The 16,166-nt window shown below is 64.3% G+C and carries 16 protein-coding genes; 6 read left to right on the forward strand and 10 right to left on the reverse strand.

Translation table 11 applies throughout. The features are described from left to right. Position 1 precedes the first annotated feature (1 nt). From H156_RS0108630 to H156_RS0108645, 4 genes are read right to left on the reverse strand one after another with little or no spacing between them, the layout of a single operon-like run. Entirely contained in the window at positions 2-595 is a 594-nt protein-coding gene (locus tag H156_RS0108630; RefSeq protein ID WP_017365717.1) for an amino acid kinase family protein, read from the reverse strand. Further along, positions 582-1,988 carry an aminodeoxychorismate synthase component I gene (gene pabB, locus H156_RS0108635; protein WP_017365716.1) on the reverse strand — a complete coding sequence of 469 codons (1,407 nt, stop codon included), beginning with the start codon at positions 1,986-1,988 and terminating at the stop codon, positions 582-584. The genes H156_RS0108630 and pabB overlap by 14 nt, the downstream gene beginning before the upstream one ends. Continuing rightward, entirely contained in the window at positions 1,985-3,046 is a 1,062-nt protein-coding gene (locus H156_RS0108640) for a hydantoinase/oxoprolinase family protein (protein WP_017365715.1), read from the reverse strand. Before H156_RS0108640 ends, pabB begins: the two co-directional genes overlap by 4 nt. Further along, positions 3,036-4,028: an ATP-grasp domain-containing protein gene (locus H156_RS0108645; protein WP_017365714.1), complete on the reverse strand. Its 993-nt coding sequence runs from the start codon at positions 4,026-4,028 to the stop codon at positions 3,036-3,038. The genes H156_RS0108640 and H156_RS0108645 overlap by 11 nt, the downstream gene beginning before the upstream one ends. Between H156_RS0108645 and H156_RS0108650 the strand changes: the two genes are divergently transcribed. Further along, a complete protein-coding gene (locus tag H156_RS0108650) occupies positions 3,981-4,754 on the forward strand; it encodes a HisA/HisF-related TIM barrel protein (RefSeq protein WP_017365713.1) in 774 nt (257 codons plus the stop codon). The two genes, H156_RS0108645 and H156_RS0108650, sit on opposite strands and share 48 nt — an antisense overlap. Positions 4,755-4,836: 82 nt before the next feature. Here the strand turns inward: H156_RS0108650 and fae are convergent, their stop codons facing one another. The 6 genes from fae to H156_RS0108680 form a co-directional block, all read right to left on the reverse strand. Continuing rightward, complete coding sequence (fae, locus tag H156_RS0108655; RefSeq protein ID WP_010962061.1) at positions 4,837-5,349, reverse strand: formaldehyde-activating enzyme; 513 nt, start codon at positions 5,347-5,349, stop codon at positions 4,837-4,839. 128 nt (positions 5,350-5,477) lie between these two features. After that, positions 5,478-6,344: a triphosphoribosyl-dephospho-CoA synthase gene (locus tag H156_RS0108660; protein WP_017365712.1), complete on the reverse strand. Its 867-nt coding sequence runs from the start codon at positions 6,342-6,344 to the stop codon at positions 5,478-5,480. Beyond that, positions 6,341-7,267, reverse strand: coding sequence for an ATP-grasp domain-containing protein (locus H156_RS0108665; protein ID WP_017365711.1), 927 nt, complete (start codon positions 7,265-7,267; stop codon positions 6,341-6,343). The genes H156_RS0108660 and H156_RS0108665 overlap by 4 nt, the downstream gene beginning before the upstream one ends. Next, positions 7,260-8,255, reverse strand: a complete 996-nt coding sequence (mch, locus tag H156_RS0108670; RefSeq protein ID WP_010962058.1) for a methenyltetrahydromethanopterin cyclohydrolase — start codon at positions 8,253-8,255, stop codon at positions 7,260-7,262. Before mch ends, H156_RS0108665 begins: the two co-directional genes overlap by 8 nt. A gap of 35 nt (positions 8,256-8,290) precedes the next feature. After that, on the reverse strand, positions 8,291-9,433 hold the full coding sequence (locus H156_RS0108675; RefSeq protein ID WP_017365709.1) for an ATP-grasp domain-containing protein: 1,143 nt from the start codon (positions 9,431-9,433) through the stop codon (positions 8,291-8,293). 7 nt (positions 9,434-9,440) lie between these two features. Further along, positions 9,441-10,433 carry a beta-ribofuranosylaminobenzene 5'-phosphate synthase family protein gene (locus H156_RS0108680; RefSeq protein ID WP_228370225.1) on the reverse strand — a complete coding sequence of 331 codons (993 nt, stop codon included), beginning with the start codon at positions 10,431-10,433 and terminating at the stop codon, positions 9,441-9,443. Between the two features lie 240 nt (positions 10,434-10,673). Here H156_RS0108680 and H156_RS0108685 point away from each other — a divergent pair, with 240 nt between their 5' ends. The 5 genes from H156_RS0108685 to H156_RS0108710 all read left to right on the forward strand — a co-directional run. Continuing rightward, entirely contained in the window at positions 10,674-11,945 is a 1,272-nt protein-coding gene (locus H156_RS0108685; RefSeq protein ID WP_017365708.1) for a formylmethanofuran dehydrogenase subunit B, read from the forward strand. A gap of 28 nt (positions 11,946-11,973) precedes the next feature. Next, positions 11,974-13,641 carry a formylmethanofuran dehydrogenase subunit A gene (locus H156_RS0108690; RefSeq protein WP_010962054.1) on the forward strand — a complete coding sequence of 556 codons (1,668 nt, stop codon included), beginning with the start codon at positions 11,974-11,976 and terminating at the stop codon, positions 13,639-13,641. After that, positions 13,638-14,534: a formylmethanofuran--tetrahydromethanopterin N-formyltransferase gene (gene fhcD, locus H156_RS0108695; protein WP_010962053.1), complete on the forward strand. Its 897-nt coding sequence runs from the start codon at positions 13,638-13,640 to the stop codon at positions 14,532-14,534. Before H156_RS0108690 ends, fhcD begins: the two co-directional genes overlap by 4 nt. Positions 14,535-14,568: 34 nt before the next feature. After that, entirely contained in the window at positions 14,569-15,381 is an 813-nt protein-coding gene (locus H156_RS0108700) for a formylmethanofuran dehydrogenase subunit C (protein ID WP_010962052.1), read from the forward strand. A gap of 346 nt (positions 15,382-15,727) precedes the next feature. Further along, positions 15,728-16,166: methane monooxygenase/ammonia monooxygenase subunit C (locus H156_RS0108710; RefSeq protein WP_026597603.1), on the forward strand; the 439-nt coding region annotated here is incomplete at its 3' end.

The raw sequence follows: 16,166 nt of genomic DNA on the forward strand, positions 1-16,166 counted from the left end.
TCTACGCGGCGATCCGTGTAAACAGATCTGCCGGTGTTCGGAGTGCGGCCGCAAACTCCTGGTGGCGGTCGCAATGGCAGAGCCAGGCGCGGGTCGTTCCCGCCCGCAAAAAGCATCCGAAGGCTTGGTCGACCAGGCCTGATGCCTGTGCGGCGCCGACGCTCGCCTCGACGGGCGGCAGCGGCGCCGATTTGATCAGCACGAGGTCACGGGCGCCGATTCTCCCGGCGAGCCACACGGCCAGGCTGTCCGAGGTAACTGCCCATCCCGGTTTTACGGCGATGTCGTCGGGGTGGGGAAGCCATATCGCGGATTTCCCTTCCTCCAGGACCGTTCGCAGTGCCGCCGGGTTCCGGGCGGTTTCCAGGAGCGGCTCCAGTCCTTTCAGCATCAATCCGTACTGCGCCATCGCCAGAATGGCCATGGCGTGGGCGGCCTCATCGCTGAAACCCAGGCGTGCCTGGGTCCGGCGTACCGTGTCGGCGAACTCCCCGCCGCCGGGGACGATCGCCACTCCGGAACTTTTCAGGGTTCGCAGCCAGTCGGTCAGTCTCGGAGACCGGCCCAGGCTGCCGCCGAGCTTAACGACCCACATGGTCGCCGGTGCGGGCGATACGGAAACGCTCCAGCAGGTTCAGCAGTGCAGCGGCCTTGTCGAAACATTCCTGGTACTCCGAGGCGGCCGAAGAGTCCGCCACGATGCCGCCGCCGGCCCAGAACCGGACGGTGCCTTCCGACTGCACCAGGGTACGGATGGCGATGTTGGTATCCATGTTGCCGTCAAAGCCGACATAGCCGATGGCGCCGCAGTAGACGCCACGGCGGTGAGGCTCGAGTTCCTCGATGATTTCCATGGCGCGGATCTTTGGTGCCCCCGTGATCGAGCCGCCGGGGAAGCTGTCGCGCAGCAGGCCGATGGCGTCGTGGCCGCGCGCCAGCGTACCGGTGACGGTGCTCACCAGATGGTGGACGGTGGCGTAGCTCTCGATTTCGAACAGTTTGGGCACCCGTACCGAGCCGGGCTGGCAGTGTTTGCCCAGGTCATTGCGCAGCAGGTCCACGATCATCAGATTCTCCGCCCGGTCCTTTTCACTGTGCCGCAGGGTTTCCTCTTGGCGGCGATCCTCCAGCGGATCGGTGGAACGGGGTCGGGTGCCCTTGATGGGCTTGGTTTCCACCCTGCCGTCGAGTACCCGCAGGAAGCGTTCCGGAGATGAGCTGAGAACGCGTGCCTGCGGGCCGTTGATGAAGGCGCTGAAAGGTGCGGGGTTGGTCTGGCGCAGGGTCTGATACAGCGTCCAAGCGCTGCCCCGGCAGGGTGCGGCGAAGCGCTGCGCCAGGTTGACCTGATAGCAGTCGCCTTCACGGATGTAATGCTGGATGCGCTCGAAGGCGGCGACGTAGTCGCGCCGGTTCATGTTGGCCCGCACCGGTGCCAGTACGTCGAAGCCGGTACGCTGCCACCCCAACGTCTGGATCTGGCTGAACGACCGCACCAGATGCGGCCAGCGGGCGGCGGTGGCGGGCGAGCGGCCCTGGCTTACCAGCCAGCTGCGGCTTTGCAGATGATCCACGATGACTGCCCAGTCATAGATGCCGACGGCCATGTCCGCCATGTTCTCGGCGTCGACCGCACGTTCCGGCAGTTTCTCCAGGCGCCTGCCCAGGTCGTAGCCGAAATAGCCTACGGCGCCCCCGCTGAACGGCAGTTCGCCGACAGGATCGGCGCGGGTGCCCAATTCCCGCCGCAGAAGGGAGAAGGGATCTTCCGGCGATAGTGCGACCTCGCCCCCCCGCCGGCGGATCTCGCTGATGTGGCCACGGGTCACCAGCGTGGCGAGCGGGTCGGCGGCGATGATGTCGTAACGGCCATGTCTGCAGTGCGGAAAGCCGCTGTCGAGGAATACCGCCCAGCGCCGGTCCGCCCACGGTCCGAACAAGGCGGCGCTGTCTCGGAAATAGGGGAGTTCGGTGATCCGGGGGGTCATGCTTTTTCCAGGAACGGGCGCGCCAGGAGGGCTACGGCCGCCGCCGGCAGGCAGTCGGAAACCGGGAGCGCCGTGGTAACGGTTGGGCGGGGAAGGAGGTCGATCGCATCCACATAGGGCCGGCCCGAGCGTGCGGCGAGGACGCGGGCCAGGAACCGTCCTGCACCGGCTCCCACCAGCGGGCTCTCTGCCGGTAGCGTGTTTCGCGAAAACTGGCGCTCGATCGCCCGGGTGATGCGTGCCAGCTGGCGCTCTCTCAAACAAAGCGCCAGCTGTCGCCACTGCTCGGCGGTGCCGTCTTCGCGGTCGCGTCCCACGAGCCGCGCCAGGCGTCGTTCGCTGCCGGCGATGCTCTTTTCGCCGTCGTCCGCAGCGGGCATCTGGTCGGTGTGTTCTGCGAGTTCGCCGGTGAGGCGATAAATGTCGGCGGTGGTCGCAAAATGTTCCGCCATGAGGTTGACCCATTCTCCTTCGAAGGGAAGCTCGTCTGCCAGCGCCATGGCGGAGGTGCGCACGACGCCGGTGTAGATGAGTTCATCGTAGCGTAATCTGTCATAATCGGTATAGCCTCGCGCGCGGACCTCGCCGCCGCCCAGGACGACCAGGTCGGTCGTCGTGCTGCCGATGTCGACGAACAAGGCCGGCTCCCGCAGGCGATGAGCGATGAGCGATGCGCTCGCCAGCCAGTTGGCCGAGGCGACGTCGAGTGCATGGCGCGGTTGCACGGCGTCGGCGCGGAGGAAGCCGACGCGTCCGGCGAAGACCAGGATTCCTTCGGGGCCGAAACGCCGAAGCATCGTCGCGATCAGCGTCTGCACCCCGGTCGTCCGGTCTTCGAAATGATCGGTCAGCTCACCGGTCATCGTGACGGCGTGACGGCAGGATGAGTCGATGCCGAGTTCGTTCACGGCTTCGGACAGCGCACTTTCCAGTCTTTCCAGGCCCAGCCAAAGGGGGCAGGGGTATTGCCGGACGTCGGCGATGGCTCCGGTGTCCGTGAGGGCGACGGCTTTGAGGTGGGCTCCGCCGATGTCCCAGCCGACCAATTCAATGCGCATAGGGATGCTCCAGTTTCAGGACGACCGGCGTTCCCTTTCGAGTCCGGGGCGCGGGCAGACGGCCCGTCCGGAGGAGTTCGATCGTCATGGCGGCGGGATTTTCTCCGGTGGCGGCTTTCAGGCCGGCGTAAGACGTCGTGAGCCGGGGGTTGACTTCGAGGATGACCGGGCCGTCGGCCGTCCAGATCAGGTCTACTCCGGCATAACCCCAGAGTTCCGGCAGGGCGGCCGCCACGCCGCTGGCGAGTGTCTGCCAGAGACCGTCCGGATCGTCCAGGGCATCGACGGTGCAGCCGCGAAGGACGAAGCCGTCGCCGGTGTTGTCCACGTGCTGGCGGTTGCAGCTCAGCAATCGGGCGCGGCCGTGGGAAAACAGTGCGCTGAGACTCAAGGAATCGCCTTCGAGCATGGGCTGGATGACCCAGTGTCCCGGTCCCGGTGTGAATTCGCGGCCGGCCCGGACCAGCCGGGCGCCCTCGCAGCCGGCGCCGTCATCGGGTTTGATGACCATGGCGTCCGGAGCGGGCTCCGGTCGCGCCATCCAGAGCCGGGTTGGTACGACTGCCAGGTGGTGGCGTTCCAGCGCCTGGGTCGTGGCGAGTTTGCTTGCTGCGACCGCGACGGCGTGTGCGGGACTGGTCAGCAGCGCGGTCGCCGTGTGCTCCACTTGCCGGCACAGCCGTTCGAGCACGCCACCGGTTTCCGGAGCGATGGGCCAGACGGCGTCGCAGCGTGCGATGGCGTCCCGCCAGATCCGGTCGAAATCGTCAGCGGCCGCGACGGGTGTGACCATGACGCCGCACGGCAGGTGTTCCCAATCGAGGCGGTCGTCCCGGAGAATGAGCGGCCGGACTCCCGGCACCTCGAGCAGGTCCTGGAGCAGGGCGCGCAGCATGAGTTCGCCTTCGGCGGCAAGCCCCGGAGGCAGAGATTCATGTCGCAGGCCGCCGCCGGTGATGAATTCGAAAACCAGTACGTTCATCTGTCCGATTTCTGGAAAGAGGCGGACAAGGTCATTGAATCAGTGAAGATCATTCCCGTACTCGATCTCATGCAGGGGCGCGTCGTTCACGCCGTCAAAGGGCGGCGTGAGAATTACCGTCCGCTCAGCAGTCCCCTCTGTCCCGATGCCGATCCCCGCGCGGTGGTTGAAGCCTTCCGGAATCTGTACCGGTTCGATACCTTTTATATCGCCGATCTGGATGCTCTCATGGGTTTGGGGTGTCAGAACGAACTCATCGCAGCGTTGCGGACTGCGTTTCCGGATATCGTCTTTTGGCTGGATCGGGGGCTGCCCGAGGCGGGTGAGGCGGCGCTGGATGGCGTCGTCCCGGTCATCGGCAGCGAGTCGCTCCCGACGGTGGATCGGCTGCAGCGAATGACGACACGTGATTGGATATTGTCGCTGGATTTTTTCGACGGGACGCTGAAAGGCTGCTCCCGCCTCCTGGCGCAACCGCAATGTTGGCCGGAGAAGGTGATCGTCATGACTCTGAACCGGGTCGGCAGTTTCGACGGTCCCGATTTGGATCTCCTCGACCGCGTCCGGCGACTGACGCCGCACAGGGCGCTGATAGCGGCGGGAGGCGTGCGCGATGCCGGCGATCTGGAGGTTCTGGAGCGGAGGGGGATTCATGCTGTCCTGGTGGCCAGCGCCTTGCATTCCGGATCGCTCGAACTGAGTCGGCTCGGCAGTGTAAGGTCCTGAAAAAGGAAAAGCGCTCGAAACAGCGCTTTTCCCTTCCCCGTTGCGGGAGTGCCGCCTCGGCGGCGCTCCCGGCAGCACGCAATCAGTTGTGAGCCGCGAACGGATGAGCTTCGCTGCCCTTGCGAGCGACCACGTCGGCAGCTTTGGGCTCGCCGGCAACGGCGCGCTTGATGGCCAGCTTGGTTGCTTCGTAATTGTAATCCTGGATCTTCGCGTCGTCTTCGGCCAGCCAGTGGATGAACACGCCCACGCAGATGAACAGGTCGTCGGCTTCGTCGGCCGGAATGGTGCCGTCTTCCACGCAATCGGCAACGGCCATGGCGACACCGCGCTGCGCGGGTCCGAACATCTGGGTGGCCTGCTTGCCGTTCTTGATGGTGACCTTGTTGAACATGACGGTGTTCGGCTTGCACAGCAGGTTGGGGGCAACCACGGCCAGCAGGGAGGTGAAACCGTCTTTGTTGTTGGTCAGGGTATTGGCGAAAGCCGTCTCCGCTGCGCTGCCGCGGGGGCCCATGATCAGGTCGATGTGAGCGATTTCGTTGCCGCCGCCGCACAGTGCTTCGCCGACCAACAACTTGTTTACTTTACCCATCTGAATTTCCTCTTGTGAAAAAAACGAAAAAAACTTTTTTAATAAGGACATGGTTGTTCCCCCGGGAAAGGTTTTCGAGACCGAAGTTTCTCGCGGAGTGCCCGCATCGGCCCCACGTGTCCGAAGGTTTAACCCCGGCCCGTCCCGGTAAAAATCGCCTCCAGGCGCACGGCGAGCAGACCGGCGACCGTCAGGTCGGCAGTCGTTCCAGGGTTAATTCCGCGCGTCTTGAATTCGGCATCCACGTCCCGTAGAAGCCCCAAAACCGAATCAGGTCGCACGGCATAGGACAGCGTTTTCTCGAGGAGCACCATCTTCTCCGATACCCACGGGGAGTAGCGGGGCCCGAATTTGCGTTCGATGTGGCTATCCGGTATGCGAGCAAGCATGCCGGAAAACGCAGCCACCGCCGCCCAGCCTTCATTGTCCCATCGGGACAGCGCACTATGATAGCGTGGAATCATGAAATCAAAAACATCCGTATAGTCGCAGGTGTATTGAAGGGCAATGCGGTCCCGGCCGGCGGCGAGCCGCATCGCGTCGAGCAGCGGGATGTTCGGGGGGGTGCGCACGTCATGCGCGGGGGCTTCGCTGAGGCCGCCGGGTTGGGCCAGGCAGATGGCCCGGTAGACCCATTCGGCGTCTTCGACGGTACTGGCATGCAGGATTCGGCTCAGGCTCTGCCGCAGCGTTTCTCCGCTCCGCCGTGTTTGGGCCGCCGCGATCAGCGGCGCGGCCAGCAGGACGATGCCCAGGTTGGTGTTGCACGCCACGACGTGGCGGGTGGCCGCGACCGCCCGGTAAATGCGTTCGCCCAGGCAGGTTTCCGTCCGGCACAGCTCCGGCGCGCTGGCCGAAGCGCTCCGCCGGAAATGTGCCGCGGTCATGCCGTGGCCTTCGGAGTGCACGCTGACGTTGCCGGGTTTGAATGCCTGCAGTTCGGTTTCGCAGGCCCAGCGGTAGGCGGCTTCGAGTGCTTCGGCGGAGACGCTCATGTGGCGGTGCAGCGCGCGGACTCCGGGCGTCGGCAGCGGCCGAGGAAATCGTCTGCCAGCAGCTCGGCGATGACGACGTCGCTGACGCCCTGCAGCCCCTTCCACGCCGGTACGCTGTTGACTTCCAGCACCGTGTAACGTCCGTGCTGGTCGCGGATGATGTCGACGCCGGCGTAGGCCATGTCCAGCGTTTTGACGGCGTCTTCGGCCAGCCGGCACAGGAGGATGTCGTCGAGCCGGGCGGGTTCGCAGCGTGCGCCTTGCGCCACGTTGTTCAGCCAGGTCACGCCGCAGCGGCGCATGGCAGCCACCGTACGCCCACGGATGACGAAGACGCGCCAGTCATGGGGGGCGTCATCGTCGCTGCAGACGTAACGCTGGAGGTAATAGATCCCGTTGGTCGGGGTCAGGTTGACCAGGTCTTCCGGGCAGTCGTGGCGTTGCAGGCCGGCGCCTTGGGAGCCGAACAGCGGCTTGGAGACGAGGCGGTGGCCGGCCGCCAGTTCGCGGCGGGCGATTTCCATGGCGGTTTCGCGATCGCCGAGGACCCAGGTCGGTGGCGTGGGAATTCCGGCCCGCTGCAGCAGGAAGCTGGTCATGCCTTTGTCCACGGTGCGCTCGATGGCCCGGGCATCGTTGTAGACGGGGATGCCGAGGAGGGCGAGGCCGTGCAGGATGTCGAGATAGAAGGTTACCTGTTCCAGCGAGCCGCCGGGGATGCCCCGTACGAACACGCCCTCGGGCAGCCGTCCGGAAAACCCCGGCAGGTGGAGAGGCAGCGCCGGGTCTTCCAGGTCGAGGCGGCAGCCGGTCAGTGAAACATACGTGCAGCCGAAACCGCGCACGGCGAACGCCTGTCTCAGCCGCGCCCCGTGCCAGCCGGGGTCGTCCGTGACGATAGCGATGTGCCCCGATTCAGCCACCGAACGATCGCTCCAGGAGTTCCACGTCCACTTCCCCGGCATGGAAGCTGCGGCCGGAGTCCACGGTCGTGACGATGACGCTGGCAGGGCTGAACAGCATGGCGTCGACCTTGAAGAAGTCGTATTTGTATTCCTTGAACACTTCGGCGAAAGGTTTGCCGTAGTCACGCGACACCGAACTCGGCAGCTCGTTGGCGAGGGTCTCGGCGGCTTCGTCGCTACCCTTGACGAACAGATGGACGCGACCGCCGAACAGGATGGCGTCGTTGGTTCTGCCCATGGCTTTGATGAAGTTCGGGTGCGGTGGTGGGACCGGGGCGCAGCCGGTGCCGTCGATGATGTTCTCCAGAGGGAAGTGCAGGGCATGTGCCTTGTGCAGGGCGACTTCGAGCACCCGCGCTACCACCTGCATGCCCCCGGCCAGACTGCTGGTGGGCGTCAGGATCACGGTCAGGTGGGAGGGGTCCAGCTTGCAGGCGCGGGCAATCTTGTCGGTCACTTCGACGGGTGGAACCTTGTCGACTTCCATGACGATCGCCGTTTCGGTGTGTTTGTCGCGGTAATTCAGTTCCTTGTACAGTTCTTCCACGGGCTCTTCGTTGCCGTCCTTGATCTTGGTGGCCATGGCGCGCGCCGGTCCCGAGCCGAGTGCATAAAAGCCGTCCTTCCCTTCTCCGTGCGAAAGGCTCCAGCCGGCGTACTGGCTGCCCAGGCAGGCGATCACCGGGTTGGAGGTGTGGACGTTGACCGTCAGCGGCCATTTGGTGAAGGTGTCGGTGTGGGTGAGGGTGATGCGTCCGAGTCCCCCCATGCAGATTTCGCCGATGAGGCGGCCGGCTTCCAGGCTGCCCGGAACCTTGATGCCGGCGTCGATGACGGTGCAACCGTTGGGCAGGCGGTCGATCTGGAGGCGCAGCTTGTCGGCATAAGTGATCAGATACTTGACGATGGGCTGGCTGTGAGCATTGACGCTGACGCGATTCTGCATGATGGTCCTCTTCAAAACAGGGGGGTTACGGGTCTTCATGTGGGTTGGGTTTCGGCCATGCGGTTGCCCGCCGTGCTCATCGTCCGGAGCACGGCGGTCTTCCGGGCAGAGAGGCTTGAAAGCACTTCGCTTTCGTCCATTCCTTCGGCCGTGATCGTACACAGCGGTGCGCCTTTTGGGATGCGGCATCCTGGGCCGGGCCGGTCCCTGCACCACGCCGGCCATTCTAGTGTCCCCGGTATCTCTACGTCATGAGGGGCATAGACGATTTGGAACGCACGGGTCGGGAAGGGGGGGAGGGCGAAGTCGGGCAGTCCTTCGAGGCAGGTGCGGATATGAAGTTCGATCAGACCGGACGGGAATTCATCGTCGTAAAGTGCCAGGGTGGCGCTGGGGCGCGGATTGAGTTCGAGGACGCGGATTCCGTCGTCTTCGTCCGTCATGAAATCGAGGCTGTTCAGGCCGCGCAGCCGCAGGGCCGGGACGAGCCGGGCCACGATGCCGCGCACGGCCTCGCGTTGAGACTCGCTGAGCGATGTCCGGTTGATCGCTCCGGCGAACCGGAACGGCCGGCGCGGATCGGCTGCTGAGGTCCAAAGGGTGTTGAAGCCGACGATTCTCGATACCGTACCGTCGGCCAGAAACAGGGCCGACCTGGGGGGTGTTTCGAGGCGACGCTGGAAGTACCGGTCCGGTCTTGAGATTCCCATCTCGCCGGGCAAATTGATGGCGCCTCCACCTTCGCTGCCGCCATGCTTGACCAGCCAGCCACGAACGTCGCGGGGGGCTTCGAAGCGCGTTTCCGGAAAGGGTATGTCCAGGCCGGAAAGCAGCGCAAAGAACAGATTGGGCGTCTTGGTGATGCGCATGGTTTCCGCGGCATTGCCGCAGAGGATGCGCCCGCGGGCGAGGTGTTCGATCACGCCGGGCAGCGAATCCAGACCGCCGCCATAAAGTGCGACGTCGGTGGGTTCCATCCGGTCGATGGCGGAGCGCAGGACGGCGGCGTCGAAGCCGTTCCTGTCGAGCGGCACGACCCGATAGTCCCGGCAGTGTTCCCGCGTGTCCAAGTCACCGAATCCGTCGATCACGAAAGGCGTCCATCCGGCCCGCTGCAGTGAACGGGCGAGCGAGGAGGCGGATGCCGCGACTACCAGGGCGGAGCCGGTTTCCCGCATGGATGCGCTAGGCTTGCAGGGAGGCCGGCTCGGGGGCCGCTATCGCAAGCGTCACATCGGCCCCCCTGTTGCGCGGCCGAGCGATTCTGAAATCCAGGTGCGCTGCGATGTTCCGATTGGCGGCCGCCGCTGCCAATCGCCGCGCCTCCGGTTCCGAAGCGACGAGACAGAATCCCGTGGGTCCCCAGGAACTTTGGCCTATGCCGACAGCGCCTTGCGTCGCCAGCCAGTCGAGGGCGGCGGCGACGCCGGGGCTGGTGAAGCGCCCCCCTTGCGCGGGGGCGAAATAATCGCCTACGGATCGCTGGATCTCGGCGATGCCTGCGCCGAAGGTTTCGAGCCGCTGTTCCGCCAGGGCAGGCAGGGTCTGCATCAGGATCAGATGACTCAGGCGGGCGGCATCTTGCTCCGGGAACGGTGGCAAGGTCTGGAAGGCGTCGATTTCCTGCTTGCCGTGAAGTCCCTGCCCGCGCGAGTCGAACACCAGGATGAAGCGCCAGTCCTCCGGCACCGGCAGTCGGGCGACCACCGGCGGACTGAGGGTCTCCGGGCCGCGCCCGCCGTCGACGATGAGTCCACCTTGTTCGAACGACGCCAGGCCGATGCCCGATCGCGCGCCCCTTTCGATGAGTGGAGCGAGATCCCGGGGCGTGAGCGGCAGCCCATAGGCACGGATGATCGCGCTGCCCAGGGCAAGAGCCATCTGCGTGCCAGAGCCCAGGCCCACATGCTCGGGAATCGCCGATTCGATTTCGACCGTGGCCGAGCCTGGCAGGCTCAAAGCGGCTTCGATCTTTTCCAGGATGGCCAGCGCCTTTTCCGCCGAGGGGCCGGCGGCGCGCGGTTCCCGACTCGGCCACAGACTCAGGCGCGTCGCTATATCGTCGATCGCGACGCCGATACTGCCGAATCGGCGCCCGAACGTGCCGGAGATGTCGATGAACCCGAGATGCAGACGGGCGGGGGCGTGGACACGGACGCGTGGAGACGGTTTCGGCATGGCGTTGGGGTGGTGCAGAGCGGGGTCGGCCAGGGGCGGTCGGTGCCGCAAAAAGCCGTTAGCGTAGAGGAACAGGGCCGTTTTGTCGATCGTGCGCGCCGTGGGGCGCCAAGTTGAAAAACAGGGCCGGATTCCCTATTCTTGCCAGCCACGCGGATGGCTGGCTGGTTCCCGCGTGGCGTGGGCTCGGAACCGCTTCAGACGCTCCATTCGAAAACCATATCTCTATATAGGAAAGGCATGACCGACAAGACCTCGGCCAAGGTCTGGGAGAACGTTCCCAGCCCGTTCTGTGGTATCGCTTCCGACGACCTGAGAATCGAGGTTTGCGGTTCGAGCGTGCGGGTGCTGGCCAATGGGGATGCCGTCACGGTTCCCGGTTTCGAACGCCCCGTGACCGATACCGCTCCCCGTATCGCTGGCGAACCGGCCTCCCTGGAGGATGCGGTTCGGCGGGCGGCGGAGATCCTGAAGGAAGCCAGGCTGCCGGTATTCAGCGGTTTCGGTACCGATGTCAACGACACCCGCGCCGCACTCGCGCTGATCGACAAGGTTCGCGGCATCTTCGATCAGGCCCGCGCTGCCGGCGGCGTCCGCAATCTGCTGGCACTGGCCGATTCCGGCTGGATCGCGACGACGCTGGCTGAGGTGAAGAATCGCGTTGAGGTGCTCCTGGTTTTCGGCAGTGATGTCGAGGCCGCGTTTCCACGTTTTTTCGAACGTTTCGTCTGGAACCGGGAGACCTTGTTCGGGCAGGATCCTGCCCGGCGGGAAGTGATCTGTGTCGGCCGGGCGCCCAGCGGCGATGCGGCGGTGTCTCCGGACGGGCGGCGCCCGCAGGTGGTCGAATGCGATCCCCGGCATCTGCCAGAGCTCGCCGCTGCGCTGTCGGCCCTGGCGCGGGGAGCATCGCTCCAGGCCGAAACGGTGGGTGGCATACCGGTCGTGGTGTTGCGGGGGATCGTGGAGCGGTTGAGGCGGTCGAGCTACAGCGTGGTGACCTGGGTGGCCGGTCAGCTCGATTTTGCACATGCCGATCTGACGGTGCAACAGGTTTGCCAGATGGTGGCCCTTCTCAACAAGGAAACCCGCGCGGCGGTTCTGCCTTTGGGAGGGCAGGACGGTGACCGGACCGCCAGCCAGGTCTGCGCCTGGCTGACCGGTTATCCGACGCGGGTGAGCTTCGCCCGCGGCTTCCCCGAATACGACCCCTATCTCAATGACGCCTCACGCCTGCTAAAGGACGGCGAAGCCGATGCGCTGGTTTGGGTGTCCAGCCTGTCGCCGGCGCCGCCGCCAGCGGCCGAGGTGCCGACGGTGGTGATCGGGCGCTCCGGCATGCAGTTCGACGAGGAGCCGGAGGTATACATTCCCGTCGGTGTTCCGGGTATCGACCATGCCGGTCACATGTACCGCTGTGACAACGTCGTGGCCATGCCGCTCTATGCGCTGCGCGATTGTGGGCTGACGACTGCCGCCGCCGTGCTGGCTGCGATCGAGCAGTCGCTCTGACGCCTGCTTCCTTGGGAGATTCGAAATCATGCTGATCAAGCTTACGGGCGGTACCGTTTACGATCCGGCGAACGGCATCGACGGCCAGGTGCGTAACCTTTTCATCCGCGACGGCAGGATCGTCCATTCGCTGAACGGCGCCACGCCGGATCAGGAGTACGATCTGCGCGGCAAGGTGGTGATGGCCGGTGCCATCGACATGCATACCCACATCGGCGGCGGCAAGGTGACCATCGCCCGCAACCTGCTGCCGGAAGATCATCGTGCCGATCCCGAGCCGCGCCGGGGGCTGATGCGGGCCGGCTGCGGCCATGCCGCACCTTCGACCCTGACCACCGGCTACCGCTATGCCGAGATGGGCTACACGGCGGGGTTCGAGCCCGCGGTGCTGCCCATCAATGCGCGTCAGGCCCACATGGAGATGGCGGACGTGCCGCTGTTGGACGTCGGCGGCTATGTCATGCTGGGCAGCGACGATTTCTTCCTGCGGCTCTTGTCCGCGGGCAGCGATCAGAAGCTCATCAACGACTATGTCGCCTGGACGATACGCTCCGCCAAGGCGATCGGGATCAAGGTGGTCAATCCCGGCGGTATCAGTGCCTTCAAGTTCAACCAGCGCATGCTCGATCTGGATGAAAAGCATGTGTACTACGGTGTGACGCCTCGGCAGATTCTGAAGTCGCTGGCGCGCGCCGTACATGAGTTGGGGGTGCCGCATCCGCTGCACGTCCATGGCTGCAACCTGGGAGTGCCGGGTAACGTCGAGACCACGCTGAACACCATCAGCGGCATCGAAGGTCTACCGATGCACCTGACCCACATCCAGTTCCACAGCTACGGCGTCGAGGGTGACCGCAAGTTCTCCTCCGGTGCAGCCCGCATCGCCGAGGCCATCAACGCCAACAAGAACATCACGATCGACGTCGGCCAGATCCTGTTCGGCCAGACCGTCACGGCTTCGGGCGATTCGATGCGGCAGCATGCGAACGCCGGCCACGCGCATCCCGACAAATGGGTGTGCATGGACATCGAATGCGATGCCGGCTGCGGGGTGGTGCCGTTCAAGTACCGCGACAAGAACTTCGTCAATGCGCTGCAGTGGTGTATCGGTCTGGAAACCTTCCTGCTGATCGACGATCCCTGGCGTGTCTTCCTGACAACCGACCATCCCAACGGCGCGCCGTTCACTACCTATCCGCACCTGATCCGGCTGCTGATGGACAAGAGCTTCCGCAATGACATGCTGGCCACGATCAATCCGGAAGCGGCAGCGCTGAGCACCCTGGGTTCGATCGACCGTGAATACTCTTTATATGAGATCGCCATCATGACCCGGGCCGGCGCGGCGCGGTTGCTCGGACTGACCGACCGAGGCCACCTGGGGGCGGGAGCCGCGGCGGACATCACCGTCTACACCGATCAGGCCGACAAGGAAAAGATGTTCACCCGGCCGGATTACGTGTTCAAGGACGGCGAACTGGTCGTGCGCAACGGCGAGGTCGTCAAGGTCGTCTGGGGCAATCTGCACACCGTCCAGCCGGAATTCGACAACGGCATCGAAGCGCGGTTGCGCGATTACTTCGACCGCTACCACACCATGAAGCTCGATAATTTCGTCATCAACGATTGGGAAATCGAGGGCGATGGCCGCAGCAAGATCCTCGTCCATCCCTGCCATCAGGGGACACGGTCATGATCATCAACGGCGTACACATCGACGAGACGTTCGCGGAGGCGTTCCCGATGCGCGCCACGCGCGTGATCGTCACGGCCCAGAACCTCAAATGGGCCCATCACGCTGCCCAGGCCATGACAGGCTTCGCGACATCGGTCATCGCCTGCGGCTGCGAAGCCGGTATCGAGCGGGAACTCGATCCCGCCGAAACGCCGGATGGACGTCCCGGCGTATCGGCGCTGCTGTTCGCCATGGGCGGCAAGGGGCTGGCGAAGCAACTGGAGACACGGGCCGGGCAATGCGTGCTGACCTCGCCTACCTCCGCGCTGTTCGCAGGGATCGTCGAAGGCGAGCAAATCCCCCTGGGGAAGAATCTGCGCTATTTCGGTGACGGCTTCCAGATTTCCAAGCGGATCGGCGGCAAGCGCTATTGGCGCATACCGGTCATGGACGGAGAGTTCCTCTGCCAGGAGACCACCGGGATGATCAAGGCGGTCGGCGGCGGCAATTTTCTCATCCTGGCCGAATCGCAGCCCCAGGCGCTGGCCGCGTGCGAGGCGGCGATCGAGGCGATGCGCAGGATTCCCAACGTCATCATGCCGTTCCCCGGCGGCGTCGTCCGTTCGGGTTCCAAGGTCGGCTCGAAGTACAAGACCCTGCCGGCGTCTACCAATGACGCATTCTGTCCGACCTTGAAAGGGCAAACGCGGACCGAGCTTTCGCCGGAAATCGAGTCGGTGATGGAAATCGTGATCGATGGCTTGAGCGATGCCGACATCGCCAAGGCGATGCGCGCCGGCATCGAGGCGGCTTGCGGACTGGGTGCGGCCAACGGCATCCGGCGCATCAGCGCCGGCAACTACGGAGGCAAGCTCGGCCCATTCCTCTTCCACCTCCGCGAAATCATGGCTTGAACGCCGTCAGGCAGCGGCCAACAAGGAATCGATTATGACTGCACTGAGTTTTACGCTGAAGTCGCCGCTACGGCAGCGGCTGGACGCATCTCCGCTCGTTCCGGATCGGCTGTTGGGCAAATCACCCAAAGAGATCGCCACGCTGGACCTGCAGTACGGCAACCGCCGGATCGCCGCGGCAGATCTGTTCGACATTGCAGGGGACGATGCGGAGTCGGTCCGCATTTCCGGCTCACCGAAGCTCGATTTCGCTGGCAGGGGGATGACACGAGGTTCGCTCATCATAGACGGCGACGCCGGGGCTTACGTCGGTATGCATATGAAGGGGGGGCGTCTGTGTGTGTCCGGTTCGGCTGGTCTGTACGCAGCGTGCGAACTCAAGGGGGGTATCGTCGAGATTTGCGGAAATGCCGGGGATCTGCTCGGGAGCGCTCTTCCTGGCAACAAAAAAGGTATGTCGGAAGGCGTCGTGATCGTTCGTGGCGATGCCGGAGACCGTGTTGGCGATCACATGCGCCGCGGTTCGATTTTGATCGAAGGTAATGCCGGGATGTATCTCGGCGCACGAATGACGGCCGGCACGATCGCGGTACGGGGGCGCATCGGTGCCTGTGCCGGTTATGCCATGAAGCGTGGGACCCTGTTGGTGTATGGTTCTCCTGTGTCCATCGGCGCCACCTTCAACGACTGTGGTTTACATACCCTAGGTTTCCTGCCTTTGCTCCTCAAAGGCTATCAGGGCTTGAATACCTGCTTCTCGGAGACTCGGGCGTGCCGGTCCCGGGTGCGTCGACTGGTCGGAGACCTCTCGGTCCAAGGCAAGGGTGAAATCCTGCTGGTCGCTTGACCCTCGTGTCCGGCGTACGCCGGCTACGATCACGGTCTGTCCCAAGCCCGCTTGTTGATCTGGACTCCTTCCCAGAACGAGCGCAGCGGAGCCTCCCGTTCCGCGCCGTCCATTCTCTTTTTCATCCAAGTGCCCGGCTCATGAGGCTGAGCCTGCGTCAAAATGCCGCAGATTTTTCTTGACAGCCTCGGGTTGGGTGATAGACTGCGACCCACCAAGGGGCCGGCCAGCCCGTGGGCGCGGCTCTGAGGGGCGGCAAGGATGCATGAACCAAGCAGGGAGGTGAGAAGCGATTCACCGGTGCAATACGCCGGTGTTCACATCGATATAACAGTTGGAGGTAAAAATGGCAGCAACAACCATTGGTGGTGCAGCTGCGGCGGAAGCGCCGCTGCTGGACAAGAAGTGGCTCACGTTCGCACTGGCGATTTACACCGTGTTCTACCTGTGGGTGCGGTGGTACGAAGGTGTCTATGGCTGGTCCGCCGGACTGGACTCGTTCGCGCCGGAGTTCGAGACCTACTGGATGAATTTCCTGTACACCGAGATCGTCCTGGAGATCGTGACGGCTTCGATCCTGTGGGGCTATCTCTGGAAGACCCGCGACCGCAACCTGGCCGCGCTGACCCCGCGTGAAGAGCTGCGCCGCAACTTCACCCACCTGACCTGGCTGGTGGCCTACGCCTGGGCCATCTACTGGGGCGCATCCTACTTCACCGAGCAGGACGGCACCTGGCATCAGACGATCGTGCGCGACACCGACTTCACGCCGTCGCACATCATCG

This window comes from Methylococcus capsulatus str. Texas = ATCC 19069 (assembly GCF_000424685.1).
GTDB classification, from domain to species: Bacteria; Pseudomonadota; Gammaproteobacteria; order Methylococcales; family Methylococcaceae; genus Methylococcus; species Methylococcus capsulatus.

Bases quoted from the DNA above. Each gene is read 5' to 3' on its own strand.
- H156_RS0108690 (WP_010962054.1), top strand. From the start codon at position 11,974: ATGCTGATCAAGCTTACGGGCGGTACCGTTTACGATCCGGCGAACGGC.
- H156_RS0108700 (WP_010962052.1), top strand. From the start codon at position 14,569: ATGACTGCACTGAGTTTTACGCTGAAGTCGCCGCTACGGCAGCGGCTG.
- H156_RS0108685 (WP_017365708.1), top strand. From the start codon at position 10,674: ATGACCGACAAGACCTCGGCCAAGGTCTGGGAGAACGTTCCCAGCCCG.
- H156_RS0108650 (WP_017365713.1), top strand. From the start codon at position 3,981: ATGTCGCAGGCCGCCGCCGGTGATGAATTCGAAAACCAGTACGTTCAT.
- pabB (WP_017365716.1), bottom strand. From the start codon at position 1,988: ATGACCCCCCGGATCACCGAACTCCCCTATTTCCGAGACAGCGCCGCC.
- H156_RS0108680 (WP_228370225.1), bottom strand. From the start codon at position 10,433: ATGCCGAAACCGTCTCCACGCGTCCGTGTCCACGCCCCCGCCCGTCTG.
- H156_RS0108645 (WP_017365714.1), bottom strand. From the start codon at position 4,028: ATGAACGTACTGGTTTTCGAATTCATCACCGGCGGCGGCCTGCGACAT.
- H156_RS0108660 (WP_017365712.1), bottom strand. From the start codon at position 6,344: ATGAGCGTCTCCGCCGAAGCACTCGAAGCCGCCTACCGCTGGGCCTGC.
- fae (WP_010962061.1), bottom strand. From the start codon at position 5,349: ATGGGTAAAGTAAACAAGTTGTTGGTCGGCGAAGCACTGTGCGGCGGC.
- mch (WP_010962058.1), bottom strand. From the start codon at position 8,255: ATGCAGAATCGCGTCAGCGTCAATGCTCACAGCCAGCCCATCGTCAAG.
- H156_RS0108640 (WP_017365715.1), bottom strand. From the start codon at position 3,046: ATGCGCATTGAATTGGTCGGCTGGGACATCGGCGGAGCCCACCTCAAA.
- H156_RS0108630 (WP_017365717.1), bottom strand. From the start codon at position 595: ATGTGGGTCGTTAAGCTCGGCGGCAGCCTGGGCCGGTCTCCGAGACTG.
- H156_RS0108675 (WP_017365709.1), bottom strand. From the start codon at position 9,433: ATGCGGGAAACCGGCTCCGCCCTGGTAGTCGCGGCATCCGCCTCCTCG.
- fhcD (WP_010962053.1), top strand. From the start codon at position 13,638: ATGATCATCAACGGCGTACACATCGACGAGACGTTCGCGGAGGCGTTC.